Raw genomic sequence first — 23170 nt, forward strand, 5'->3', positions numbered from 1 at the left:
CTGTCGAAGCCCGGCAAAGGACCCTCATGACTCTCACCGCACCGCCGGCGCAGCAGCAGCGCACCGCATCCGCGACCTCGGATGCTCCGCCGAAACGCCCCTGGCGCCACCGCCTCTCCCGGTTCGACCAGAACGCCTCGCCCTACTTCTACATCTCGCCGTTCTTCCTGCTGTTCGGGCTGGTCGGCCTGTTCCCGCTGCTCTACACGGTCTGGGTGGCCGTGCACGAGTGGGACCTGCTCAAGGGCGAGGGGGAGTTCGTCGGCGTCGGCAACTTCGCCAAGATCCTCGGCGATGCGATGTTCTGGAACTCCATCGGCAACACCCTGAGCATCTTCCTGCTCTCCGCGATCCCCCAGCTGGCCGTCGCCCTCGTGATCGCCTACCTCCTCGACCGCGGGCTGCGCGCCCCGACGTTCTGGCGCATGAGCGTGCTCATCCCGTTCGTGGTCACCCCTGTCGCGGTCGCCATCATCTTCTCGAGCATCTTCAACGAGGCCGACGGGCTGGCCAACAACCTGCTCAACCTCATCGGCATCGCCGACCAGGAGTGGAAGCACAACACCGCTCTGTCGCACATCGCGATCGCCGTGATGGTGAACTTCCGCTGGACCGGCTACAACGCCCTCATCCTGCTCGCGGCGATGCAGGCCGTGCCGCGCGATCTGTACGAGTCGGCAGCGCTCGACGGGGCCGGCGCCGCTCGCCGCTTCTTCTCCATCACGATCCCGACGATCCGTCCGACCCTGATCTTCGTGATCATCACCGCGACGATCGGCGGGCTGCAGATCTTCGCGGAGCCGCGTCTGTTCGACGTGTCGACGGCCGGGGGCATCGGGGGCAGCGACCGCCAGTTCCAGACGACGGTGCTGTTCCTGTGGGAGCTGGCGTTCTTCCGCCGCAACCTCGGCGAAGCATCCGCCGTCGCCATCCTGCTGTTCGTGCTGATCGTCTTGATCGGCGTGATCAACTTCCTCATCTCCCGACGCATCTCCACCGGAGACGCCCCCAAGAGTCGCGCGGCCCGACGGAGCGCCCGCACCGCTGCGACCGCAGCCGCAGCCGGCACGACGATCGCCACCACGACCGAGGAGAACGCGCGATGACCGCCACGCAGGCGCTGAGCGTCCCCGAGAAGATCCGCCGGCGCCGTGCCGCCACCGGGGGCACTGCCGGCATCGGCAGCCGCCCCGGCTTCCTCACCTACGGGCTCCTCGCGGCCTTCATCATCGGCAGCGTCTATCCGCTGTGGTGGTCGGTCGTGGTCGCGAGCGGTACCAACGCGACGCGCGGGGAGACGCTGCCCCTCATCCCGGGCGGCAACTTCTTCGCCAACGCCGCCAAGGTGTTCGACGCGATCCCGTTCTGGCTGGCGCTGGGCAATTCGTTCCTCATCTCGGGCATCATCACCGTCTCGGTGGTCACGTTCTCGACGCTCGCCGGCTACGCGTTCGCCAAACTGCGCTTCAAGGGGCGCGACGGCCTGATGATCTTCGTGATCGCGACCATGGCCATCCCGACGCAGCTGGGCATCATCCCGCTGTTCATGCTGATGCGCGAGCTCGGCTGGACCGGCTCGATCGGCGCCGTCATCGTGCCGACCCTGGTCACGGCATTCGGTGTCTTCTTCATGCGCCAGTACCTGGTGGACGTGATCCCCGACGAGCTGATCGAGGCCGCCCGCATGGACGGCGCGAACCAGTTCCGCACGTTCCTGACCGTCGGACTCCCCGCTGCCCGGCCGGCGATGGCGATCCTCGGTCTCTTCACGTTCATGACGGCGTGGACCGACTACCTGTGGCCGCTGATCGTGCTCTCCCCGCAGAACCCGACCCTGCAGACGGCGCTCAGCCAGCTGCAGTCGGGGTACTACATCGACTACTCGATCGTGCTCGCCGGCGCGGTGCTCGCGACCCTTCCGCTGCTCGTGCTCTTCGTGGTCGCGGGGCGGCAGCTGGTCAGTGGCATCATGGCCGGCGCGGTGAAAGGATGACCCGTATGACCCGCCCCTTCCCCGAGAACTTCCTCTTCGGCGCAGCCACGGCCGCGTACCAGATCGAAGGGGCGGCGTTCGAGGACGGGCGCACCGCATCGATCTGGGATGCGTTCTCGCGTGAACCCGGTGCCGTGATCGGTGCGGAGAACGGCGACGTCGCGTGCGATCACTACCACCGGTACCCGCAGGATGTCGCTCTCATGAAACAGCTCGGCCTGCAGACCTATCGGTTCTCCACCTCGTGGTCCCGGGTGCGTCCGGACGGCGGAGCGGTGAACCCCGCAGGCGTCGACTTCTACGAGCGCCTGGTCGACGAGCTGCTCGCCGCCGACATCCTTCCCTGGCTGACGCTGTACCACTGGGACATGCCGCAGGCGCTGCAGGAGGCCGGCGGATGGACGAACCGTGACACGGTCGACCGCTTCCTCGAGTACGCGGGGACCATGCACGATGCGCTGGGCGACCGGGTGAACGTGTGGACCACGCTGAACGAGCCGTGGTGCTCGTCGTTCCTCTCCTACACGGCGGGTGAGCACGCGCCGGGGAACACCAGCATCGGGGAGGGGCTGCTCGCCGCGCACCACCTGCTGCTCGCGCACGGCAAGACGGTGCAGGAGCTGCGGGGGCGCGATGCCGCGCTCAACCTCGGCATCACGCTCAACCACACGGTCGCCGATCCCGCCGACCCGCAGAATCCGGCAGACGTCGACGCCGCCCGCCGCGTGGACGGACAGTTCAACCGCTGGTTCCTCGACCCGATCTACCGCGGCAGCTATCCGGCCGACATCGTCGAGGACATCCGCGCGGTCGATGCCGAAGCCGTCGCGACGTTCGAGGCGGCCGTGCACGACGGCGACCTCGATACGATCGCGCAGCCCATCGACACCCAGGGCGTGAATTACTACCACGGCGACTTCGTCTCGGGCGCGGCACCGACCGAGGAACCCGTCTCGGCCGAGCCCGACACCGAGCGCGTGCGCCGCAGCCCGTATCCGTCGAGCGAGGGCATCCACGCGGTCGAGCGAGGTCTGCCCCGTACGGCGCAGAACTGGGAGGTGCAGCCCGAGGGGCTCACCCGTGTGCTGCAGCGGGTCTGGACGGACTACGCCGAGCCCGCGGGAACGGTGCTCTACATGACCGAGAACGGCGCCGCCTATGACGACGTCGTGGTGGTCGAAGACGGCGAGCCATGCGTGCACGATGCCGACCGGGCCGAGTTCCTCCGGCTGCACCTGGGTGCCGTGCTCGACGCGGCGGAGGCGGGTGTCGACGTGCGCGGCTACTTCTACTGGTCGCTGTTCGACAACTTCGAGTGGGCCTGGGGGTACGACAAGCGCTTCGGCATCGTGCGCGTCGACTACGACACACAGGAGCGCACCCTCAAGGACTCCGCCCACGAGTACGCCCGCATCATCGCCGCTCGCGAGCTCTGAGCGGACAGGGGCGGGTTAGTCTGACGGCATGACGCGTGTGTGGCTCACGCCGTGGGAATGGGCGTGCTGCGGGGACCGGTTCGAGGTCGGCGACGATGTCGACTTCGGTATCAGCTCCCGAGATGCCTCGTTTCTGGCCGATCGCCTCGGGGCGGAGCTCGTCCACACCGTTGACGCGGTGGAGTCGCACCATGAGGATGAGCATCCCGACCGAGTGCGCGGACGGGTCGTCGCGGTGCACGAGGTCACCCGCGAGGTCGTCGAGCGCAGGTTCGATCACTTCGTCGACCCGTACGCCCGTGCCCGACCGTCCGGCGAGGCAGGGCGTCCGGAGGGACTGGCCCCGGGTGCGCGGCTTTCACGGCAGGAAACCCGGATCGAGCCGATGCCGGGCACGACTCGGTCGGTGTCGGTGCAGGGGGTGCCGTTCATCGAGGAACACCGGGTGCCGTCCGTCCGGCCCGACCATGTGGAGGAGTCGACATCGGAGCGTCGACGTCAACGGGTCGGATGGATCGTCGACGTCGAGGAGCTCCCGCCCGGCTCTCGAATCGCCTGAATGGGTCGATCCGCGGTCGATATGCGACCATTTGCGTGATTCGAAGCGAGATGGCCGTGCGACCGGTGAGAATAGGGCGATGGAAGAGGACGAGCGTTGATGTCGCCCCGAGCGACCATCGAAGAGGTGGCGTCGGCTGCCGGTGTCTCCCGGTCGACCGTATCGCGGGTCGTGAACGGGTCGACGGCCGTGAGTCCCGAGGCCCTTGCCGCCGTGCGCGCAGCCATCGACGAGCTCAACTACGTGCCCAACCGGGCGGCACGCTCACTCGCGTCGCGTCAGACGCACGCCATCGCGCTGATCGTTCCGGAGGACACCACGCGCTTCTTCGGGGACCCCTTCTTCGCGGCCATCGTCGCCGGTATCACCGGGGCGCTGGGCGGCTCGGACTACCTGCTCAACCTGCTGATCGCGAGCGACGACCCCGGTGACAAGATGACCAGCTTCGTGCGCAATGGCGGTGTCGACGGCGCGCTCATCGTCTCGCACCACACGAGCGATGCGTTCGTCGATCGGATAGCGGATGCGGTGCCCGTGGTGTTCGGCGGACGCCCGGTGCGTCGAAACGAAGGCGACTACGTCGTCGACGTCGACAACGTCGCGGGGGCGAGGAATGCCACCCAGCGATTGATCGACATCGGTCGCACGCGCATCGCCACGATCTCGGGTCCGCTCACGATGGTCGCCTCGGAGGATCGCGTACAGGGCTTCCGGTCCGCTCTCGCCGGGGCGGGGCTCACCCCCTACGCAGAGGAAGAGGGCGACTACAGCGAGAGCAGCGGGGCAGAGGCCGCGAGGCGACTGCTCGACGGTGGGCGTCCGGATGCGATCTTCGTCGCGAGCGACCTGATGGCCCGCGGCGCGCTGACCGCCCTGCGCTCGGCAGGGCTGCGGGTGCCGGAGGACATCGCGCTGGTCGGCTTCGACGACTCCTCGGTCGCCGTCACGACGGACCCGCCGCTCACCACGATGCGCCAGCCGATGTACGCGCAGGGCGAGGCCATGGCGCGGGTGCTGCTGTCACGTCTCGCGGGCGAGAATCCGCCGACCACGACGATCCTTCCGACCGAGCTGGTCGTCCGCGGCTCCGCCTGAGCACCCCGCGGCCGTCCGCGAGGGGAAGGACACGGCTGCGGCCCTGGCGCCCCCTCCGGGCCAGGCCCGCAGCCGTGCGTCTGAGGGCTCAGTCGACGAGCGAACTGAGCAGATCACCGCTGAACAGGGACAAGGCGGTGATGCCGGCCGAGAGCAGCAGCACCGCGGCGGTGCCGGCCACGGCGAAGACGGAGATCCCACGACCTCCCAGCCGCTGACCGCGAAGGCCGATCGAGACGCCGGCCCTGGCCGCGAGGCCTCCGGCGTCGTCGTCGCGGTACAACTCGGTGCGTGCGGTGAAGCGCCGGTGGAACTCCTCGGCCAGGGTGACGGCGGCCGCCATGGTCTCGGCGCGGTCGAACCGTGTGCGGGACGGCAGGTAGACGTACAGGCGATCGGAGACGAGCTCGATCTCGGCACCGGAACCGAGATCGAGCACCCGGGCCATCAGGTCGGGGGTGAAGATGTACAGGGCGTCCTGCTGATACCCCTCCGGAACGATAAGACGGAACGTCTTCGCGAAATCCCCCTCCAACTCCATGCGCGCTGCTCCGCGTCCGAGTCCGAGGGTGGGGACGATGCTGTGCTTCCGGTTCGCCAGCACGATGTGCGGAACGGATGCAGGCAGCGGCAGCTCGATGAAGGCGAACGGGCGTTGGATCGTCGCGCGCTCCTGCCCGCGCGAGACCGAATGGTGCATGCCCAGCTCGAACGGCATCCGCGCGTCGTCGCAGGCCATGACCGCTCGCTCGCGACTGTGTACGACTCTGGTGAAAGCCGCACCGGGGCGACGGGTGTGCTCGAGGAGGTCGGCGTACGCCCAGCCGTTCTGCCACGCGAATGCGGCGATCTTGACTCGACGGCTCAGGCCCACCGCCCACCAGAGGAAGCCGAAGGCGGCGAGCACCGTGTACCCGATGACGAAGATCCCCAGGATCGGCGCGACCGTGAGGATGTCGCCGCGCCCGAGGAACCACAGCCCCGTCAGCATCGCGACGGCGAACAGCAGCACAGCCACCAGGATCACGAGGAAGCGGCGGTGCGGCGGGATCCCGCAGATGCGCTCGTAGGTCAGGATGTCGCGGAGGCCGGCGCTTCGTCGCAGCGGTTCCAGATCGACGGCTACAGGCTCCATGACAGCGTCGCCCACGGGCCGTTGCGCTTCTCCGTCGCAGCGGCCTTGAAGTCGGACCAGCCGTCTCCGAACTTCTCGAACGACTTCTCGTCGACATTGCCGTCCGACCAGTGCATGACTCGACCCACGATGTAGCTCAGCCCGAAGTCGGCCCAGGACTCGAAGGCCGGTCGGCCGTCGACGTTGATGCGGTGGATGATCGCCCGCGCTTCGGCGACATCGGCGTGCCCGAGCGCGACACCCCAGGTGGCCATCGCCACGGCCTGGCCGATCGCGTAGCCGTCGAGGGTCTTCACGAACAGGTCGGGCGTGACGATGTCCTTGCCCACGCGCTTGCGCACCTGTGCCTCCGCGTATTCGACCGAGGTGACGAAGGTGCGGGCGTCGCGCTTGTCACCGCCCTCCTGCACGATCGCGGCGAGCCACTCCTTGGCCTTCGGCGCGCGGCCGAGACGCTGAGCGAGTTCGGTGCGCACGGCGAGGTAGAGCACCCACACCTCGCGGCGTCGACGCACGGTGCTGAGGCGCTCGATGTTGGCCAGCCACTCCTCGCGTGTGTGCACACCCCACTGGTCGACGAGCACCTTCTTCTCGCGGTCGCCGAGGATCGAGGCCGTCGGATCGTTCCAGTGCCCGGAGGGGAGGTTGACGATCTGCAGGAAGCCGAGCGCGATCTCGTCGGCCTCCGCACCGGTGGCGGGATACTCCGGCGAAGCCTTGACCTTGGCGTCGGGGAGGATCCAGGTCACGAGGAAGAACAGCACGATGACGCCGACGATCGCCCAGGCCCACCACTGGCTGACGAGCCACTCGAAGATCGAGGTGATGCTGTTGAAGTCGACGCTCGCGAAAGAGTGCATTGATGCTCCTGGGAGGGGGTGAATCCGCGCCTGCTCATAGATTGAACAAACATTCAGTGAGTAATCTATACGGCGGGGGGCGATTCGGAAAGACAGACCGGCGGGACTCAGGAGGTGGATGCCGATGGCACGCTCCGACGAGCAGAACCGGGTGGCCAGGGAGCGCGCCAGGGAGAACATCCTGCAGGCGGCGATCGAGGCGTTCAGCGAGCGAGGCGTCGCGGGGGCGAGCATCGCCGAGATCACGAAGCGGGCCGGCGTCGCGCAGGGCCTCGTGAACTATCACTTCGGCGGCAAGGAGCAGCTCGTCGCCGCCGTGATCGACCGGTGGTTCGAGACCGTGCTCGGGTTCGCCCGTGTCGACGGCACGCCTGACGAGATGCTCGCCGCAGTGATCGACGGCGCCCTCACCGCGACGGCGTATGCCATACCCCTGCAGCGGGCCGTGCTGGCGATGCAGCAGCAGCCGGCCACGCATCGGCTCTTCGCGGAGTCGGAGGCGCGGCACGAGGCGGGCGCCACCGCGGCGGAGGATGCTGTCCGCGACCTGTTCCGCGCGCGCGGGGCCGAGGATCCGGCGCTGGAAGAGGTCATGCTGCGCAGCACGATCGAGGGGGTCTTCGTGAAGTCCGCCGTCTTCGGCGAGACCTATCCGCTGGAGGAGGCGCGACGGTGGATGTTCCGTCGATACGGACTGCCAGAGCCCGCCGCCCCCATCGCGCCGCCGGCTCCGCTGCGTGACGGCGAACCGCGGCCGCGGGCGACAGCGGCCCTGCGCCCGGATGAGGCTGCGCCGACCCCGCGGCTCTGATGTCGCAGCAGACAGCGGGGCCCGGTCGAGAACGACCGGGCCCCGCTGTCTCCGACGATGCGGAGCGTGTCAGTTTCCGTAGAGCGAGACGACGCCCGCGGTGTCGACGCTCGTCATCGACAGGTCGTCGGAGGAGCCGTTGCACTGCGGGTAGTGCATGATCGACGAGGAGTCGTACGGCGTCAGCGGACGCCAGTTGTTGTCCTCGAAGCAGGTGCCGGCCTCCGGGCGGGTGTGCTCGTGGCGGAAGCCGAGAACATGGCCGAGCTCATGTCCGAGAACGTTCGTCGGAGTCCAGGACGACCCAGGGGTCCAGATCGAGTCGTCGATGAGCACGTTCTGCAGGCGCGGTGCCGTGCTCGGGAAGAACGCCCTGGCGATGTACTGCGTCGTCTGCACCGGCTCGACCGAGAACAGGACGGCGTTGTTACGCGTCGTGCAGTTGGCGTCGGCGCTGCTGTCGTAGATGAAGTCCACCTTCGACGACGCGGCCTCCCACAGTGCGGCGCCGCTCTCCATCGCTTTCACCACGTCGGCGTGACGAGCGCCGAAAGCGGTGCTGACGCAATACGTGAGGTTGCCCACCTGGGCGTTCGACCACTTGTCGTCGATGTTGTTGACCGTGTTGACGATCAGTCCGTTGGTCACGGGGTCGGCACCGAGGAGCTGCTCGTAGAACGACCGCAGCTCGCCCTGGTTGGAGATCACCTCGTCACCGTTGACGACGTAGGCGCCGTCGACGTCTCGGTAGGTCGACGCTTCGAACTCCTGGAAGGTGGGGATGTCGTCGGCGTCCGGTGCGGAGTTGGCGGCAGCGGGGATGACCGTGCCGAGGCAGAGCGCAGCAGCCGCGGTAGCGGCGAACGCCAGTTTTCTCGTGAGTCGCAAAGTAGTAGTCCTTTTCGATCTGAACGATTCCGCGCACCCCCTCGGTACGCGGCCTCCGGGTGAACGGGGGAGCAGCTCTGCGCCCCGATCCGTCCGAAGTCCGCTCACGGTAAGCACCGCTTTCACGGGATGGCAAGGCATTTCCCGGCACGTTCACAGATTTATGCACTCAGGTCAGAAATACCGAACGCTGTTCTGGTCGAAGGTGCTGCCCGCGTCTGCGAGAGGTTGGGGGTCAGGGGTGACCCATGCGGGCGAAGGCTCCCAGCACGCTGCGCTCGGAGGCCGTGAGGTAGCGCTCGAGCTCTTCGGCGGCGGCCTCGGGGCCCTGTTCCAGCAAGGCGGTCAGCACCGCGCGGTTCCGGCGGACATAGGGCTCGTGGAGCGACCGCGGCTCGTCGATCTCGAGGAAGACGAGCCGCAGCTCAGCGGCGACATCACGGTAGGTGCGGGCGAGACGGGCGCTGTCGGCGAGGGCGACGATCGCGTCGTGGAAGGCCATGTTCGCACTGCCGATTCGCCGCCAGTCCTCATGCGGCAGCTGCTCCTCGGCCTCGGCCAGAGCCTCGCGCATGAGCTGCACCGCGGGGTGCTCCGGCTCCGACTGGCGCAGCGCGGTGCACTCGATCACGCGGCGGGCGCGGTAGATGTCGATGACGTCGGCGATGGTGGGGGATGCCACCGAGACGCCGCGGTGGGGGATGTGCTCGACCAGGCCCTGCTCCGCGAGCACGCGGAAGGCCTCGCGGAGAGTGTTGCGCGACACGTCGAACTGCTCGGCCAGGGCTGACTCCGACAGGCGGGACCCCGGTGCGAAGTCGCCGTCGATGATGCGCTGACGGAGCACGTCGGCGAGCAGGCCCTTCTGGTTCATGCCCTCATCGTAGGCGGCGGAGGGGTGGGATCGTCGTCGATCGAGTGCGGGAAATCACACGACGGCAACCGCTCTGTAGCGCGGCCGTAACATGATTGTTGAACAATCGGGTTCTATCCGTTCTACACTGGGGGTCACCCGACACCCACCAACGACGATGGGAATCCCCCGCATGTCAGAGCAGACCACCGCCTCCCTCTCACCGGAAGACGAAGCCCGCCTCGCGTCAGCCAAGAAGCGCGCCGGCCGCAGCGCCGTCATCGGCGCGATCTTCCTCATGGCCACCAGCGCCATCGGACCCGGCTTCATCACGCAGACCGCCACATTCACGGCGACGATGGGGGCGGCCTTCGCCTTCGCGATCCTCATCTCGATCCTCGTCGACATCGCGGTGCAGCTGAACGTCTGGCGCATGATCACGTCTTCCGGCAAGCGCGCCGGCGAGCTCGCCAACAGCGCCATCCCGTTCTCCGGCCATGTGATCGCGGTGCTCGTCGTCATCGGCGGTCTGGCGTTCAACATCGGAAACATCGCCGGCGGTGGACTCGGTCTCAACGCGCTGCTCGGCATCGATCCGAAGATCGGTGGCGCGCTCACCGCCGGCCTCGCGATCATCCTGTTCCTGATCAAGAAGGCCGGTCGGGTGATGGACGTCGTGCTCGTCGTGCTCGGCCTGGGAATGATCGTGATGACCCTGATCGTCGCCTTCATCGCCCAGCCGCCGATCGGCGAGGCGCTGCGTCAGACCTTCCTGCCCGACGAGCTGAACTTCGCCACCATCACCACGATCGTCGGTGGAACGGTGGGCGGTTACATCACCTATTCCGGCGCGCACCGCTACCTCGACTCCGGTCACACCGGTCCGGAGCACGCCGGCCCCGTGATGCGCGCCGCGACCAACGGCATCCTCGTCACCGGCATCATGCGCTACGTGCTTTTCCTCGCGATCCTCGGTGTGGTGGCGTCCGGCGTGACGCTCGACCTGTCCAGCCAGGCCGCCAACCCCGCCGGCCAGGCGTTCGGCGCGGTGCTCGGCGACGCCGGCCTGCGCATCTTCGGTGCCATCTTCTGGGCCGCGGCGATCAGCTCGGTCATCGGTGCGGCGTACACCTCGGCCACGTTCCTCTCGACCTTCACGAAGAAGCTCAAGGGCGGCTGGGCGCTGCAGCTCGCGACCGTCGCCTTCATCGTCGTGTCGCTGATCGTCTACCTGTCGATCGGCACGGCGCCGGCCGCCATCCTCGTCTTCGTCGGTGGATTCAACGGACTCATCCTGCCCATCGGTCTGACGGTGTTCATGTACATCGGCTGGTTCCGTCGTGATCTGCTCGGCACGAGGAAGTACCCGATGTGGCTGCTCGTCGCCGGTACGCTCGTGACGCTGCTCACCTGGTACATGGGGATCGTCTCGGTCGGTCCCATCTTCGCCTTCCTCGGAATCGGAGCGTGATCGCATGACGTCGATCGACCTGAACTCGGACCTCGGCGAGAACGTCGCCGACCGGATCGTCAGCGACGACGAGAGCATGCTGCGCCTCGTCACGAGTGCGAACGTGTCGTGCGGGTTCCATGCGGGGAGCCCGGAGGGTATCCGTGAAACCCTCGCCGCTGCGGTGCAGGGCGGGGTCGTGATCGGCGCGCATCCCGGCTACCGCGACTACGAGAACTTCGGTCGCACGAAGGTCGACATCGATTCGGCCACGTTGCAGGCGCACGTCGAGTACCAGCTCGGTGCGCTCATGGGTCTGGCCTCGGCGGTCGGCGGCAGGGTGTCGTACGTCAAGCCTCACGGGGCGCTGTACAACACGATCGCCCGCGACGAACGGCAGTCGAAGGACGTCGTCGCGGCGATCAGGGCGATCGACCCGAAGCTCGTGCTGCTGGGGCTCGCCGGTGGAGTCGTGCTCGATGTCGCCGAGCGTGCAGGCCTCGAGGTCGCGGCCGAAGCCTTCGCCGATCGCGCGTATCAGCCGGACGGCCAGCTCGTCTCCCGCGCCGAGGAGGGGGCTGTGCTGCACGACCCCGCCGCAGTCGCCGAGCGCATGGTGCGCCTCGCCGCCGACGGCGTGATCCGGGCGATCGACGGCACCGATGTGTCCGTGGTCGCGCAGTCGATCTGCGTGCACGGCGACAGCCCCGGATCTGTGGCGATGGCGGCGGAGACCAAACGGATGCTTCAGGATGCGGGCATCGCGATCGCCCCGTTCGCGGGAGCCTGACATGACGGTTCTCGCCACCGCCGCTCAGCTCGCTGACGCCCGTAAGGCTCGGGCAGCCATCCGCGCCGGACATGCCGAGCCGACCAGTGGCGTCGCGGTCGGGCTGACGCAGGCGAACCTCATCGCCGTGCCAGCCGACTGGGCCTTCGAGACGCTGCTGTTCGCTCAGCGCAACCCGAAGCCGTGCCCCGTGCTGGAGGTCATCGAGGAGGGTCGGGTGGAGTCTCGGCTCGCGCCCGGCAGCGACATCCGTACCGACATCGGCCGGTATCGCGTCTGGCGCGACGGCGAGCTGGCGGAGGAGGTCGGCGATGCGAGAGCGGCCTGGGCCGAACACCCCGATCTGGTCGCCTTCCTCATCGGATGCAGCTTCACCTTCGAATCCGGCCTCGTGCAGGCGGGCATCCCGATCCGGCATCAGGAGCTCGGACGCAACGTGCCGATGTACCGCACCGATGTGGCGTGCGCCCCCGCGGGACGACTGCGAGGCGAGATGGTCGTGTCCATGCGCCCGATCCCCGCGTCCCGCGTGGCGGACGCGGTGCAGATCTCCGGGCGGACTCCCGCCGTGCACGGTGCTCCCGTCCACATCGGCGACCCGGCCTCACTCGGCATCGACGACCTGGCGCATCCCGACTTCGGTGATGCCCCCGAGGTCCGCGACGGCGAGGTGCCGGTGTTCTGGGCGTGCGGCGTCACTCCGCAGGCGGCGATCATGGCCTCGAAGCCGCCGTTCGCCATCACGCATGCCCCGGGCTACATGTTCATCACCGATGTTCCCGATGCGGAGTATCTCGTCTGATGCGCATCCTCACCGCATCCGATCACGCCGTGCTCGTCGAGGCGGCCGACCTCGACGAGGCGATGCGCCTGAACCTCGCCTGGGACGGACTGGCCGGAGTCCTCGAGCGCATCCCCGGCGCGAGGACCGTCCTGGTGCGTTTCGACCCGCTTCGCATCTCGGCAGGCGACCTGAGGGCAGCGCTGGAGGCGACGGAGGTCGATGCGGCGCACCTCCCGGCGACCGGCGATGCCGTCATCCCCGTGCGGTACGACGGTGAAGACCTCGACGAGGCGGCGTCGCTGCTGGGCGTGTCCGCGGAGGAGCTCGTCAACAGGCATCTCGCTGCCGATTGGCGGGTCGCGTTCTCCGGGTTCGCCCCCGGCTTCGGGTACGTGGTGAGCAGCGATCCGCTGTTCGATGTGCCGCGCCGCTCGTCGCCGCGTACGCGCGTGCCTGCCGGTTCGGTCGCGCTCGCCGGACAGTTCACCGGGGTGTACCCCCGCGAGAGTCCGGGCGGATGGCAGCTGATCGGTCGCACGGATGCCGTGATGTGGGACATCGACCGCACCCCGCCTGCGCTGCTGGCGCCTGGCGTGACCGTGCGCTTCGAGAGCGTGCGGGAAACCGCTCGGCTGGAGGATAGTCATCCTGGCCGAAACGGAGATGACCCGGCGCACCCTCGGCGTGTCACGGAGCAACACGCGGCGACGGCTGCGGATGGGCTGGGTTTCAGCACGGAGGCTGCGATCGAGGTGGTCCGCCCGTCGCTGCAGCTGCTGGTGCAGGATGCCGGGCGTCCCGGTTATGCGGCGCTCGGGGTCTCCGCATCGGGGGTGGCCGACCGCCGGGCGATGCGCGATGCCAACCGGGCTGTGGGCAACACGACCGATGCCGCGGTGCTCGAGAGCGTCGGGGGAACGGTTCTGCGGTTCCGGGGTGACGGCGTCGCGGCGGTCGCCGGTGCTCTCGGTGCTCTCACCCTGCAGGACGCCGAGGGGCGCGAGCGCCCTGTCGCGCACGGTGAGCCCTTCGCCACGGTCGACGGCGATCAGCTCACTCTCGGTCATCCCGAACGCGGTCTTCGCTACGTCATCGCCGTCCGTGGGGGTCTGGACGCCCCCGTCGCACTGGACAGCCGCGCGGCGGACACGCTCGCCGGACTCGGGCCCGCACCGCTCGCACAGGGGGCCGTGCTCAGGGTCGGCGACGCCGGCGTGCATCCTGTCGAGCCCGACGCTCTTCCGCGCGATCTTCCCGCCCCCGGTGAGCTCATCGAGCTCGAGATCACGCTCGGCCCGCGCGACGACTGGTTCACGGCGTCGGCGCTCGCCACCCTCACCGATCAGGAGTGGACGGTCACGCCGCGGTCCGATCGCGTCGGCATCCGCCTGCAGGGCGATCTCCCGCTCGAACGCTCCCGCCCGGGCGAGCTCCCGAGCGAGGGTGCTGTCACCGGTGCGATCCAGGTGCCGCCCGACGGACAGCCGGTCCTGTTCCTCCCCGACCATCCGCTCACCGGGGGATACCCCATCATCGGTGCGCTCACGGATCGCAGCCTCGACCTCGCGGGTCAGCTGGCTCCGGGAGTGCGTCTCCGTCTCACCGTCAAGGAGCCCTCATGACCACGGCGTCACCCACGCAGAAGGTGCTGATCGCGAATCGCGGAGAGATCGCGGTTCGCGTCATCCGCGCCTGCGCCGAAGCCGGATACACCTCGGTCGCGGTCTATGCGGATCAGGATGCCGATGCCCTGCACGTGCGCCTGGCCGACGAGGCCGTGGGGCTGGGCGGCTCCACCGCGGCCGAGACGTACCTGTCCGTCGACGCGCTGCTCGCGGCCGCACGGCAGTCGGAGGCGACCGCCGTGCACCCCGGATACGGATTCCTGTCGGAGAGCGCGGCCTTCGCGCGTGCCGTGGAGGATGCGGGGCTGGTCTGGATCGGACCGACCCCTGAGAGCATCGACGCGCTCGGCGACAAGATGACGGCGCGCCGTATCGCTCAGCAGGTCGGAGCGCCGCTCGCCGCCGGCACCGATGAGCCGCTCGCCGGACCCGAGGAAGCCGTGGCGTTCGCCGAGGAGCATGGTCTCCCCATCGCGATCAAGGCCGCGTTCGGCGGCGGCGGGCGCGGCCTGAAGGTCGTGCGCGAGCTTTCCGAGGTCGCGGAGGCGTTCGACGCGGCCACCCGCGAGGCGGTCGCGGCGTTCGGTCGAGGAGAGTGCTTCGTTGAGCGCTTCCTCGAGAGCCCGCGCCACATCGAGGTGCAGGTGCTCGGCGACGGAGTCGGCGGTGTCGTGGTGGTCGGCGACCGCGACTGCTCGATGCAGCGCCGGAATCAGAAGCTCATCGAGGAGGCGCCCGCGCCAGGACTCTCCGCAGAGCAGCGCACGAGGTTCCACGATGCGGCACGGTCGATCTGCGCCGAGGTGCAGTACCGCGGGGCCGGCACCGTGGAGTTCCTGCTCGCCGCCGACGGCACCATCTCGTTCCTCGAGGTGAACACCCGACTGCAGGTGGAGCATCCGGTCACCGAAGAGGTCACCGGGACCGACCTGGTGCGCGAGCAGTTCCGCATCGCCTTCGGGAAGGGCCCGTCGTTCGTCGAGACGCCGACACCCGTGGGGCACGCGTTCGAGTTCCGCATCAACGCCGAGGACCCCGGCCGTGGCTTCCTGCCCAGCCCCGGCCGCGTCGAGCGTCTGCGCGTCCCCGGCGGACCCGGTGTGCGGTGGGACAGCGGCATCGACGAGGGCGATGTCGTGCAACCGGCCTTCGACTCGATGATCGCCAAGCTGATCGTGCATGCCGAATCCCGCGATGCCGCCATCATGCGCGCACGGAGGGCCCTGCGGGAGCTCGCGGTCGATGGGCCGGCCACCGTCATCCCGTTCGATGCGATGGCGCTCGACGAGCAGGCCTTCGCCACGGAGAGCTTCGCGGTGCACACGCAGTGGATCGAGAGCGCGCTGCTCCCCAAGCTCGAGGCCCAGCCGCGACCGGCAGTGGTGGTGCCGGATGCCGTGCTGCAGCGCTTCCCGGTCGAGATCGACGGGCGCCGCGTGATGCTCGGTCTTCCAGCCGGATTGTTGTCGGGCCTCGGTCGTCCCGTCGACCTCGCGGCCGCGGCACCCACGACCGATCCGGGTGAGCTGCGCTCGCCGGTTCCCGGCACTCTCGTGCGCTGGCTCGTCGACGACGGCGCCGAGGTCGTGGAGGGAGAGCCGGTCGCGGTCCTCGACGCCATGAAGATGGAGACCACGGTGAACGCGCACCGTACCGGGACCCTGTCCCATCGTGCCGAGATCGCGGAGATGGTGTCGGCGGATCAGGTTCTCGGGATCATCGGCTGAGCGCTCCGCGGTGAACGCAGCGATCCCGGATGCCTCAGGAGAGGCATCCGGGATCGTCGTCTGCGGGACCGGCTTATTCGGGATCGCCGCCGAGCGGCCCGACCGCCTCCAAGGGCTTGGGGTCGTCGGCGCCTGTCTTGCGCAGTCGGGCGATGAGGTTGCCCAGGTGGTAGATCAGGATCGCTGCGACGGTGGCGATGACGATGCCACCCAGCTCGAAGCCGGAGGACTCATCCTTGATCATGAAGCCGCCGACCGCCATGATCAGCGCGACGGCTGCCGTGTACTGGTTGACCGGGCGCGAGAAGTCGACCCGGTTGTCGACCCAGATCTTGATGCCGATGACGCCGATCAGGCCGTAGAGCGCCGTGGTCACGCCGCCGAGCACGCCCGCGGGCACCGAGTTGATGACCTCGCCGAACTTCGGCGAGAGGCTGAGCAGGATCGCGGCAGCACCGGCCACCCAGTACGCGGCGGTCGAGTAGACGCGGGTGGATGCCATCACGCCGATGTTCTCGCCGTAGGTCGTCGTGCCCGAACCGCCGAAGAATCCCGCGAGCGTCGTGGAGACGCCGTCTGCGATCAGCGCCTTGCCGGTCTGCTGGTTCACGGTCGTGTCGCCCGTCATGGTCGCGACGCCGCGCACGTGTCCGACGTTCTCGGCGATCAGGACCAGGACCACGGGAAGGAACATCGCGAGCGCGGTGAGGGTGCCGGGCTCTGTGAAGTTCGGGAAGTGGAAGGTGGGAAGGCCCACCCAGTCGGCCTTCTCGACGGCCGAGAAGTCGAGTTCTCCCCGGAACGCCGCGAAGATGTATCCGGCGATCACGCCGAGGAAGATGGAGATGCGCCCGAGGAACCCGCGGAAGATCACGGCGAAGAGGATCGTGATCGCGAGTGTGAACGTCGCCGTCACCGGCGCTGCGGCGTAGTTGTTGTGCGCGGCGCCGGCGAGGTTGAACCCGATAAGGGCGACGATCGTGCCGGCGAGGACCGGTGGCAGGAAGCGGTCGACCCACTTCACCCCGACCGTGTGCACCACGACCCCGATGATCGCCAGCAGTACGCCGACCGCGACGATCCCGGCCAGGGCCGTGCCCATGTTCGCGGACGCGGTGGCGGCGGTCACGGGCGCGATGAAGGCGAACGACGAACCGAGGTAGCTGGGCAGTTTGTTGCGCGTGACCAGCAGGAACAGGATCGTTCCCACACCGCTGAAGAGAAGCGTGGTGGCGACCGGGAACCCGGTGATGATCGGCACCAGGAACGTGGCCCCGAACATCGCCACGACATGCTGGAGTCCGATCGCGATCGTCGCGGGCCAGTTCAGGCGCTCATCGGGACGGACGACGGCGCCGGGCTCGACCGTGCGGCCGTTTCCGTGCAGCTTCCACAGGGCCATGCGGGCTCCTCAGGGTTCGGGGGATGGCAGGAGTGCCGGAGCAACACTACCGATTCCTGAGTTTTCACTGAACGACTTCTACCATGGTAGAAGTCGAGGTAGAATGGTAGACATGAGCCTGAACATCAAGAACGAGACGACGCATGAACTGGTGCGCCGGCTCGCGGCGCTCACCGGGCAGAGTCAGACCAGCGCGGTGGAAGATGCCGTTCGGCGGCGCCTCGCCGAGTTGGAGGAGGGCCGGGAAGCAGAGATCGAACGAAGGCGCGCGGCGATTGCCGCTGTGATCGCTCGAGCTCGGCTCGTGCCCCGGACCGGCCGGAGCACCGAGGACATCATGGATGAGCTGTACGACGAGACCGGGATGCCCCGATGATCGTCGATTCGTCGGCGCTCGTCGCGATTCTCCTCGACGAGCCGGAGGCCCCTCGTTTCGCCTCCTATCTCGCGGCCGAGGAAGCATCGCTGTCTGCGGCGTCCCTCACCGAGACGCTGCTGGTGCTGCGTGGCAACGCGGAGGAGAGGATCGTTTACGAGCTCGATGAGCTGCTTCGCGTCACCGAGGTGACCGTCGTGCCACTCGATGAACGTCAGGCGCGGCTGGCCGGAGACGCCTACGTTCGGTATGGCCGAGGGTCAGGGAGCCGCGCGCGTCTGAACTACGGCGATTGCTTCTCCTATGCGCTCGCGATCAGTCGCGACGAGCCGCTGCTCTTCAAGGGAGCCGACTTCGTCCATACCGACGTGCGTCTCGTCGAGTAAGTCGGTCTGGTCGGCGACTGACCGGCGCTGACGGTGTCAGGCGCCGAGGCGCTCGATCAGCTCGCGGTAGCGGTCGGCGGTGCGCTCGACCACGTCGTCCGGGAGCAGCGGTGGCTCGCCCTCCTGGTCCCAGTTCGCGGCGAGCCAGTCGCGCACGATCTGCTTGTCGAAGCTCGCCATCCGCGCGCTCGGTGTCGTGCCGGTGCGCCAGGCCTCGGCATCCCAGTAGCGGGACGAATCGCTCGTGAGCACCTCGTCGGCCAGGCGCAGGGTTCCGTCGGCGTCCGTGCCGAACTCGAACTTGGTGTCGGCGAGGATCAGCCCCTTCTCCTCGGCGATGGCGGCCGCGGCCGTGTAGATGGCGAGAGAGGCGTCGCGCAGCTCGGCCGCGCGCTCGGCGCCGACGAGCTCGACGGCGCGCTCGAACGTGATGTTCTCGTCGTGCTCGCCCATCGGGGCCTTGTATGCCGGAGTGAACAGCGGCTCGGGCAGTCGGTCGCCGTTCTGCAGGCCGGCGGGCAGCGGGATGCCGCACACGGTGCCGCTCTCCTGGTACTCCGCCCATCCGGAACCCGTGATGTAGCCGCGTACGACGCACTCGATCGGCAGCATCTCGAGCGACTGGGCGAGCATGGCGCGATCGGCCACGGTCTCGGGCAGCTCGCCCTCGGCGACGTGGTTGGGGAAGTCGGAGAGCTGCGCGAACCACCAACGGCTCAGTCGCGTCAGCAGTGCGCCCTTGTCGGTGATGCCAGGGGAGAGCACGAAATCGAAGGCGCTCACCCGGTCGGAGGCGACGACGAGGATGCGCGTATCCGCCGGATCCTCGGAGGCGTACAGGTCGCGGACCTTGCCGGAGTAGATGTGCCGCCAGCCGGGAATGCTCTGTGCCGTGCCTTCTGAAGGTGTGCTCACCCGCCCATTATCCCGGTTCCCGCCACCGTCGAATGCCGTGGCGTCGAGGCGTCGGTGGGGAGTCCTAGCCTGGTGGCGTGAACACCGACATCCTCACACCGCGCCTTCGGCTGTCCCGCCCGACCGCCGCCGACCTCGATCCGCTGTTCGGCGTCTCGGCCGACCCACGGGTGTGGACGCATTACCCCAGCCTTCGCCATCAGCGTCGGGAGGACACCCTTGCCGCGATGGCGCGCTGGGAGACGAGCTGGTCCGCCGCCGGTCTGGGGTCGTGGGCGGTCCGCCTGCGCTCCACGGGTGAGCTGATCGGCAACGGCGGGTGCACGCTGCTCGGTGGCGAGGTCTGGAACCTCGGGTATCGGCTGTCGGCCGACCATCACGGTCAGGGGTACGCCACCGAGCTCGCCCTCGCTGCGGTCGAGGCGGCGCGTGCAGTCGATCCCGATCGCCCCGTGATCGCGTATCTCGTCGAGCACAACCTCGCCTCGGCGCGAGTCGCCGAGAAGGCGGGGCTCGAACTCGTGCACCGTGCGCCGGATGCGGGAAACCCCGATCCCTCCGTGTGGCGACTCGTGTACGCCGACCGTCCGCTCACGGAGGCGCAGCTCGCGGCGACCTCGCTCTGAGAGTTCATCGATCCGTCACGACTTCGTCTTCTCGGCGGGCGGAAATGGGCGTATAGTCCACATGGACTATTTGAGGTGGACATGAAGAAGGATGCCGTCGACCGGCTCACTCCCATGGGGGTGATGGTGCTCGCGCTGCTGCGCGAAGGGGACATGCACCCCTACGAGATGGTGCGTCTCATGCGGGCACGCCACGACGATCGCCTGCTCACGATCACCAACGGGACGCTGTACCACACGGTGTCACGGCTGCACCGCGCCAGCCTGATCGACGAGCTCGGCATCGACCGCGAGGGAAATCGGCCCGAGCGGACGACCTACTCCTTGACGGAGACCGGACGCGAGGCCGTCGTCACGTGGGTGCGGCGCGAGCTGCCCCGCATCGATCGCCCGGCCGACTTCCGCATCGCGCTCGCCGAGGCGCACAACCTCGAGCGTCCGGAGGTCATGGACCTCCTGCGCGCGAGGCGCGTCGCGCTCGTCGAGGATCACGCACGCCACCGCGACGGACTCGGCAACGCGAGGGAGAAGCACGTGCCCGAGCAGGTGCTGGTCGAGATCGAGCGTCAGGAAGCCCTGCTGGCGGCCGAGCTCCGCTGGCTCGACTCCCTCCTCGATCGTCTCGAAGCCCAGGTCCTGCCGTGGGGTCCCACGGCATTCCAGAACTCAGACCGCTACCGCGCTCAGCGAAAGGCTGCACAGCAATGACAGATATCCCTCGCGACGGAGACCGCCCGCCGGTGTCCGCGCCCTCCACCTCCGGTCCGTCGACCGGAACCTACTCCGTCGGGCACAAGCCCGCGAGCCCCTGGCCCGCCCTCTGGGCGCTGGTCATCGGCTTCTTCATGATCCTCGTCGACACCACGATCGTCTCGGTCGCGAACCCGGCGATCAAGGCCGCCCTCGACCCGAACACGAACAACCTCGACAACGTCGTGTGGGTCACGAGCGCCTACCTGCTCGCGTATGCGGTGCCGCTGCTGATCACCGGTCGCCTGGGCGACCGCTTCGGCCCGAAGAACATCTACCTCATCGGCCTCGCGGTGTTCACCCTCGCCTCGCTGTGGTGCGGACTGTCCGATTCGCTCGGAATGCTCATCGCCGCACGCGCCGTGCAGGGTCTCGGCGCCGCTTTCATGACGCCGCAGACCATGGCCGTGATCACCCGCACCTTCCCGCCCGAACGTCGAGGCGCTGCGATGGGCCTGTGGGGTGCGACCGCCGGTGTCGCCACGCTCGTCGGTCCGCTCGTGGGTGGCCTGCTCGTGGACGGCTTCGGCTGGGAGTGGATCTTCTTCGTGAACATCCCGGTCGGCATCGTCGCCTTCGTGCTCGCCTGGCGTCTGGTCCCGAAGCTGGCCACGCACCCGCACCGCTTCGACATCGTGGGTGTGGTGCTCAGCGCCGTGGCGCTGTTCCTCATCGTGTTCGGACTCCAGGAAGGCGAGAAGTTCGATTGGGGCGTGATCTGGGGCCCGATCTCGGTGTGGAGCCTGATCATCGCCGGACTCGTCGTGCTCGGGCTGTTCATCTTCCAGCAGGCCAAGACACGTAGCGAACCGCTCGTCCCGCTCGAGCTGTTCCGCGACCGCAACTTCTCCGGAGCGAACGTGGCCATCGCCGCCGTGGGCTTCACGGTGACGAGCATGTCGCTGCCGATGATGTTCTTCCTGCAGACCGCACGGGGGCTCACCCCGACGGAGGCGGCGCTGCTCCTCATCCCGATGGCGGTGCTGTCGGGAGTGCTCGCTCCGGTCGCGGGCAAGATCCTCGACCGTGTGGATCCCCGCATCATCCTCATCCCCGGCTTGCTCTGCGTCGCCGCCGCGCTCGTCTGGTACTCGGCGCTGATCAACATGCAGACCGAGATCTGGATGTTCCTGCTGCCGTCCGCACTGATGGGTATCGGCAACGCCGGCATGTGGGGCCCGCTCGCCACCACGGCCACGCGCAAGCTCCCTCCGCGTCAGGCGGGAGCCGGCGCCGGCATCTACAACACCACCAGGACCATCGGGTCGGTCATCGGCTCCGCTTCCATCGCCGCGTTCATGCAGTCCCGACTCGAGGCGAACCTCCCGGGTCTCGCGGACGCCCCGGCCGGCATCTCCACCGGGGGTGCACTGCCGCCGCAGGTCGCGGACGGGTTCGCTGCGGGGATGTCGCAGGCGATCCTGCTGCCGGCGTGCGTCATGGCGGTCGCGCTCATCGCCTCACTGTTCCTCGGTCGGTACGACAAGACCGAGTCGGCAGCACCCGCATCCGCGCGCACCGAGTAGCCGACGGCTCTCCCTCCACAATGAGTCCGAGAGGTGCATACTCCGCACCTCTCGGACTCATCGTCGTCGTGGCTCGGTCCGGTCCGGCGGGCCGAGCTACCTTTCGTGTCGCGCCGACGGTCATGCGAGTACGCGGGTACCGGTTCTTCTTCTACAGCAACGAGGGATCGGAGCCGCCGCATGTGCATGTGGAGCGCGCGGAGTTCTCGGCCAAGTTCTGGCTACGGCCGGTAGAATCGGCCGCGAAGACGAGGTTCGACGACCGCGAATTGCGAGCGCTCCGACGGTTGATCGAACGCGGCGTGAGCCGATCGAGGAGGCCTGGCATGAGCACTTCGGTGGATGACGCAGTGGCGGTGGAGGCCCAGATCGACGAACGGGACCTTCACGTGCGATGAAGGACGGGCGCACGATCAGCGTCCCGCTGAGCCGGTTCCCGCGACTCGCCGATGCGAGCGCGGAGGAACGTGCGGATTGGCGTTTGATCGGCGATGGTGAGGGCATCCACTGGCGACAGCTGGATGAGGACATCTCCATCTCCGCGTTGCTTCGAGGTCGATGACGCCGGTTTGTGGATGACGTCGGAATCTGATGTCATCGGGCGATGACGATCGCACTCTCTCGACCGAACATCGACCTCTTCGACTCTTGGGCCGCCGCAGTGGGCGAGTTCGAGGGCGGACACGTCGACGGGGGCGGTCTCGAGAAGGGCTTCGTGCCCGATCGGGCCGCGTTCGAGGCGTTCGTCGAGCGCGCAGAGCTGTACGCCACACCCGGGGCGGTGCTCCCGGAGGGGCACGTGCCCTGTGACTATTACTGGATCACCGAGGGCGACCAGGTCGTCGGCTTCCTCTCCTTCCGCCGAGAGCTCAACGACTACCTGCGTCGCTTCGGCGGCCACATCGGCTATTCGGTGATCCCTTCCCGTCGTCGCGAAGGGATCGTGCGCGAGGCGATGCGGCAGGTGCTCCGCCAGGCGAAGGCGGAGGGGTACGAACGCGTCATGCTCACCTGTGACGATGACAATGTCGGGTCCATCCGCACCATCGAGGGCGCCGGTGGCGAGCTCGAAGACGTGATCGAGGCACCGCAGGCGGGGCAGCCTCTCGTCCGCCGGTACTGGATCGACGTTTCGGGCACCCGACTCGCCGCGAGCTAGGGTAGTTCCTCGGCGGTCGTCCGG

General features: G+C 68.2%; 25 protein-coding genes. 19 read left to right on the forward strand and 6 right to left on the reverse strand.

The window, feature by feature from the left end:
- Positions 1-26 precede the first annotated feature (26 nt).
- From AB4070_RS17895 to AB4070_RS17915, 5 genes are all read left to right on the forward strand, one after another.
- Positions 27-1106, forward strand: coding sequence for a carbohydrate ABC transporter permease (locus tag AB4070_RS17895; protein ID WP_441981288.1), 1080 nt, complete (start codon positions 27-29; stop codon positions 1104-1106).
- Complete coding sequence (locus AB4070_RS17900) at positions 1103-1993, forward strand: carbohydrate ABC transporter permease (RefSeq protein ID WP_441981289.1); 891 nt, start codon at positions 1103-1105, stop codon at positions 1991-1993. The genes AB4070_RS17895 and AB4070_RS17900 overlap by 4 nt, the downstream gene beginning before the upstream one ends.
- 5 nt (positions 1994-1998) lie before the next feature.
- Positions 1999-3429, forward strand: coding sequence for a GH1 family beta-glucosidase (locus AB4070_RS17905; RefSeq protein ID WP_441981290.1), 1431 nt, complete (start codon positions 1999-2001; stop codon positions 3427-3429).
- 28 nt (positions 3430-3457) lie between these two features.
- Entirely contained in the window at positions 3458-3988 is a 531-nt protein-coding gene (locus tag AB4070_RS17910) for a DUF6578 domain-containing protein (RefSeq protein ID WP_441981291.1), read from the forward strand.
- Positions 3989-4087: 99 nt separating this feature from the next.
- Entirely contained in the window at positions 4088-5083 is a 996-nt protein-coding gene (locus AB4070_RS17915) for a LacI family DNA-binding transcriptional regulator (protein ID WP_441981395.1), read from the forward strand.
- 88 nt (positions 5084-5171) lie between these two features.
- Here AB4070_RS17915 and AB4070_RS17920 read toward each other — a convergent pair whose 3' ends face one another.
- Both AB4070_RS17920 and AB4070_RS17925 read right to left on the reverse strand, forming a co-directional pair.
- Positions 5172-6233 carry a hypothetical protein gene (locus AB4070_RS17920; protein ID WP_441981292.1) on the reverse strand — a complete coding sequence of 354 codons (1062 nt, stop codon included), beginning with the start codon at positions 6231-6233 and terminating at the stop codon, positions 5172-5174.
- Positions 6206-7078 carry a DUF1266 domain-containing protein gene (locus AB4070_RS17925; RefSeq protein ID WP_441981293.1) on the reverse strand — a complete coding sequence of 291 codons (873 nt, stop codon included), beginning with the start codon at positions 7076-7078 and terminating at the stop codon, positions 6206-6208. The genes AB4070_RS17920 and AB4070_RS17925 overlap by 28 nt, the downstream gene beginning before the upstream one ends.
- A gap of 124 nt (positions 7079-7202) precedes the next feature.
- On the opposite strand from AB4070_RS17925, the gene AB4070_RS17930 reads away from it, so the two are divergent.
- Positions 7203-7889, forward strand: a complete 687-nt coding sequence (locus tag AB4070_RS17930; RefSeq protein WP_441981294.1) for a TetR/AcrR family transcriptional regulator — start codon at positions 7203-7205, stop codon at positions 7887-7889.
- 69 nt (positions 7890-7958) lie between these two features.
- On the opposite strand, the gene AB4070_RS17935 is transcribed toward AB4070_RS17930, so the two are convergent.
- Both AB4070_RS17935 and AB4070_RS17940 read right to left on the reverse strand, forming a co-directional pair.
- Positions 7959-8777 carry a matrixin family metalloprotease gene (locus tag AB4070_RS17935; protein WP_441981295.1) on the reverse strand — a complete coding sequence of 273 codons (819 nt, stop codon included), beginning with the start codon at positions 8775-8777 and terminating at the stop codon, positions 7959-7961.
- 235 nt (positions 8778-9012) lie between these two features.
- Complete coding sequence (locus AB4070_RS17940) at positions 9013-9651, reverse strand: GntR family transcriptional regulator (protein WP_441981296.1); 639 nt, start codon at positions 9649-9651, stop codon at positions 9013-9015.
- 172 nt (positions 9652-9823) lie between these two features.
- Here AB4070_RS17940 and AB4070_RS17945 point away from each other — a divergent pair, with 172 nt between their 5' ends.
- The 5 genes from AB4070_RS17945 to AB4070_RS17965 are packed head-to-tail and all read left to right on the forward strand — an operon-like array spanning position 9824 to position 16006.
- A complete protein-coding gene (locus AB4070_RS17945; RefSeq protein WP_441981297.1) occupies positions 9824-11101 on the forward strand; it encodes an NRAMP family divalent metal transporter in 1278 nt (425 codons plus the stop codon).
- A gap of 4 nt (positions 11102-11105) precedes the next feature.
- Positions 11106-11870: a LamB/YcsF family protein gene (locus AB4070_RS17950; protein WP_441981298.1), complete on the forward strand. Its 765-nt coding sequence runs from the start codon at positions 11106-11108 to the stop codon at positions 11868-11870.
- A 1-nt stretch (position 11871) separates the two neighbouring features.
- Positions 11872-12672: a putative hydro-lyase gene (locus AB4070_RS17955; protein WP_441981299.1), complete on the forward strand. Its 801-nt coding sequence runs from the start codon at positions 11872-11874 to the stop codon at positions 12670-12672.
- On the forward strand, positions 12672-14276 hold the full coding sequence (locus AB4070_RS17960; protein ID WP_441981300.1) for a carboxyltransferase domain-containing protein: 1605 nt from the start codon (positions 12672-12674) through the stop codon (positions 14274-14276). The genes AB4070_RS17955 and AB4070_RS17960 overlap by 1 nt, the downstream gene beginning before the upstream one ends.
- Positions 14273-16006 carry an acetyl/propionyl/methylcrotonyl-CoA carboxylase subunit alpha gene (locus tag AB4070_RS17965; protein WP_441981301.1) on the forward strand — a complete coding sequence of 578 codons (1734 nt, stop codon included), beginning with the start codon at positions 14273-14275 and terminating at the stop codon, positions 16004-16006. The genes AB4070_RS17960 and AB4070_RS17965 overlap by 4 nt, the downstream gene beginning before the upstream one ends.
- Before the next feature lie 73 nt (positions 16007-16079).
- Here AB4070_RS17965 and AB4070_RS17970 read toward each other — a convergent pair whose 3' ends face one another.
- On the reverse strand, positions 16080-17408 hold the full coding sequence (locus AB4070_RS17970) for a uracil-xanthine permease family protein (protein WP_441981302.1): 1329 nt from the start codon (positions 17406-17408) through the stop codon (positions 16080-16082).
- A 112-nt stretch (positions 17409-17520) separates the two neighbouring features.
- Here AB4070_RS17970 and AB4070_RS17975 point away from each other — a divergent pair, with 112 nt between their 5' ends.
- Entirely contained in the window at positions 17521-17784 is a 264-nt protein-coding gene (locus tag AB4070_RS17975; RefSeq protein WP_441981303.1) for a type II toxin-antitoxin system VapB family antitoxin, read from the forward strand.
- A complete protein-coding gene (locus AB4070_RS17980) occupies positions 17781-18170 on the forward strand; it encodes a type II toxin-antitoxin system VapC family toxin (RefSeq protein ID WP_441981304.1) in 390 nt (129 codons plus the stop codon). Before AB4070_RS17975 ends, AB4070_RS17980 begins: the two co-directional genes overlap by 4 nt.
- 36 nt (positions 18171-18206) lie before the next feature.
- On the opposite strand, the gene AB4070_RS17985 is transcribed toward AB4070_RS17980, so the two are convergent.
- Positions 18207-19085: a phosphoribosylaminoimidazolesuccinocarboxamide synthase gene (locus AB4070_RS17985; RefSeq protein WP_441981305.1), complete on the reverse strand. Its 879-nt coding sequence runs from the start codon at positions 19083-19085 to the stop codon at positions 18207-18209.
- Between the two features lie 77 nt (positions 19086-19162).
- Between AB4070_RS17985 and AB4070_RS17990 the strand changes: the two genes are divergently transcribed.
- The 6 genes from AB4070_RS17990 (at position 19163) to AB4070_RS18015 (ending at position 23146) form a co-directional block, all read left to right on the forward strand.
- The gene (locus AB4070_RS17990) at positions 19163-19711 is read left to right on the forward strand and encodes a GNAT family N-acetyltransferase (RefSeq protein WP_441981306.1); all 549 of its coding nucleotides are present in this window, start codon (positions 19163-19165) and stop codon (positions 19709-19711) included.
- 81 nt (positions 19712-19792) lie between these two features.
- Positions 19793-20419, forward strand: a complete 627-nt coding sequence (locus AB4070_RS17995) for a PadR family transcriptional regulator (protein WP_441981307.1) — start codon at positions 19793-19795, stop codon at positions 20417-20419.
- The gene (locus AB4070_RS18000) at positions 20416-21987 is read left to right on the forward strand and encodes an MFS transporter (protein WP_441981308.1); all 1572 of its coding nucleotides are present in this window, start codon (positions 20416-20418) and stop codon (positions 21985-21987) included. Before AB4070_RS17995 ends, AB4070_RS18000 begins: the two co-directional genes overlap by 4 nt.
- Positions 21988-22109: 122 nt before the next feature.
- Positions 22110-22385: a DUF4160 domain-containing protein gene (locus AB4070_RS18005; RefSeq protein ID WP_441981309.1), complete on the forward strand. Its 276-nt coding sequence runs from the start codon at positions 22110-22112 to the stop codon at positions 22383-22385.
- The gene (locus AB4070_RS18010; RefSeq protein WP_441981310.1) at positions 22382-22549 is read left to right on the forward strand and encodes a DUF2442 domain-containing protein; all 168 of its coding nucleotides are present in this window, start codon (positions 22382-22384) and stop codon (positions 22547-22549) included. The genes AB4070_RS18005 and AB4070_RS18010 overlap by 4 nt, the downstream gene beginning before the upstream one ends.
- A 42-nt stretch (positions 22550-22591) precedes the next feature.
- Positions 22592-23146 carry a GNAT family N-acetyltransferase gene (locus AB4070_RS18015; protein ID WP_441981311.1) on the forward strand — a complete coding sequence of 185 codons (555 nt, stop codon included), beginning with the start codon at positions 22592-22594 and terminating at the stop codon, positions 23144-23146.
- The last annotated feature ends 24 nt before the right edge of the window (positions 23147-23170 follow it).

Source organism: Microbacterium sp. 2RAF4 (assembly GCF_052115285.1).
GTDB lineage: Bacteria > Actinomycetota > Actinomycetes > Actinomycetales > Microbacteriaceae > Microbacterium > Microbacterium oxydans.

What these genes read in the sequence shown, in the direction of transcription:
- AB4070_RS17895 (WP_441981288.1), top strand. Translation starts at nt 27, where the DNA reads ATGACTCTCACCGCACCGCCGGCGCAGCAGCAGCGCACCGCATCCGCG.
- AB4070_RS17900 (WP_441981289.1), top strand. Translation starts at nt 1,103, where the DNA reads ATGACCGCCACGCAGGCGCTGAGCGTCCCCGAGAAGATCCGCCGGCGC.
- AB4070_RS17905 (WP_441981290.1), top strand. Translation starts at nt 1,999, where the DNA reads ATGACCCGCCCCTTCCCCGAGAACTTCCTCTTCGGCGCAGCCACGGCC.
- AB4070_RS17910 (WP_441981291.1), top strand. Translation starts at nt 3,458, where the DNA reads ATGACGCGTGTGTGGCTCACGCCGTGGGAATGGGCGTGCTGCGGGGAC.
- AB4070_RS17915 (WP_441981395.1), top strand. Translation starts at nt 4,088, where the DNA reads ATGTCGCCCCGAGCGACCATCGAAGAGGTGGCGTCGGCTGCCGGTGTC.
- AB4070_RS17925 (WP_441981293.1), bottom strand. Translation starts at nt 7,078, where the DNA reads ATGCACTCTTTCGCGAGCGTCGACTTCAACAGCATCACCTCGATCTTC.
- AB4070_RS17930 (WP_441981294.1), top strand. Translation starts at nt 7,203, where the DNA reads ATGGCACGCTCCGACGAGCAGAACCGGGTGGCCAGGGAGCGCGCCAGG.
- AB4070_RS17940 (WP_441981296.1), bottom strand. Translation starts at nt 9,651, where the DNA reads ATGAACCAGAAGGGCCTGCTCGCCGACGTGCTCCGTCAGCGCATCATC.
- AB4070_RS17945 (WP_441981297.1), top strand. Translation starts at nt 9,824, where the DNA reads ATGTCAGAGCAGACCACCGCCTCCCTCTCACCGGAAGACGAAGCCCGC.
- AB4070_RS17950 (WP_441981298.1), top strand. Translation starts at nt 11,106, where the DNA reads ATGACGTCGATCGACCTGAACTCGGACCTCGGCGAGAACGTCGCCGAC.
- AB4070_RS17955 (WP_441981299.1), top strand. Translation starts at nt 11,872, where the DNA reads ATGACGGTTCTCGCCACCGCCGCTCAGCTCGCTGACGCCCGTAAGGCT.
- AB4070_RS17960 (WP_441981300.1), top strand. Translation starts at nt 12,672, where the DNA reads ATGCGCATCCTCACCGCATCCGATCACGCCGTGCTCGTCGAGGCGGCC.
- AB4070_RS17965 (WP_441981301.1), top strand. Translation starts at nt 14,273, where the DNA reads ATGACCACGGCGTCACCCACGCAGAAGGTGCTGATCGCGAATCGCGGA.
- AB4070_RS17970 (WP_441981302.1), bottom strand. Translation starts at nt 17,408, where the DNA reads ATGGCCCTGTGGAAGCTGCACGGAAACGGCCGCACGGTCGAGCCCGGC.
- AB4070_RS17975 (WP_441981303.1), top strand. Translation starts at nt 17,521, where the DNA reads ATGAGCCTGAACATCAAGAACGAGACGACGCATGAACTGGTGCGCCGG.
- AB4070_RS17980 (WP_441981304.1), top strand. Translation starts at nt 17,781, where the DNA reads ATGATCGTCGATTCGTCGGCGCTCGTCGCGATTCTCCTCGACGAGCCG.
- AB4070_RS17995 (WP_441981307.1), top strand. Translation starts at nt 19,793, where the DNA reads ATGAAGAAGGATGCCGTCGACCGGCTCACTCCCATGGGGGTGATGGTG.
- AB4070_RS18000 (WP_441981308.1), top strand. Translation starts at nt 20,416, where the DNA reads ATGACAGATATCCCTCGCGACGGAGACCGCCCGCCGGTGTCCGCGCCC.
- AB4070_RS18005 (WP_441981309.1), top strand. Translation starts at nt 22,110, where the DNA reads ATGCGAGTACGCGGGTACCGGTTCTTCTTCTACAGCAACGAGGGATCG.
- AB4070_RS18010 (WP_441981310.1), top strand. Translation starts at nt 22,382, where the DNA reads ATGAAGGACGGGCGCACGATCAGCGTCCCGCTGAGCCGGTTCCCGCGA.
- AB4070_RS18015 (WP_441981311.1), top strand. Translation starts at nt 22,592, where the DNA reads ATGACGATCGCACTCTCTCGACCGAACATCGACCTCTTCGACTCTTGG.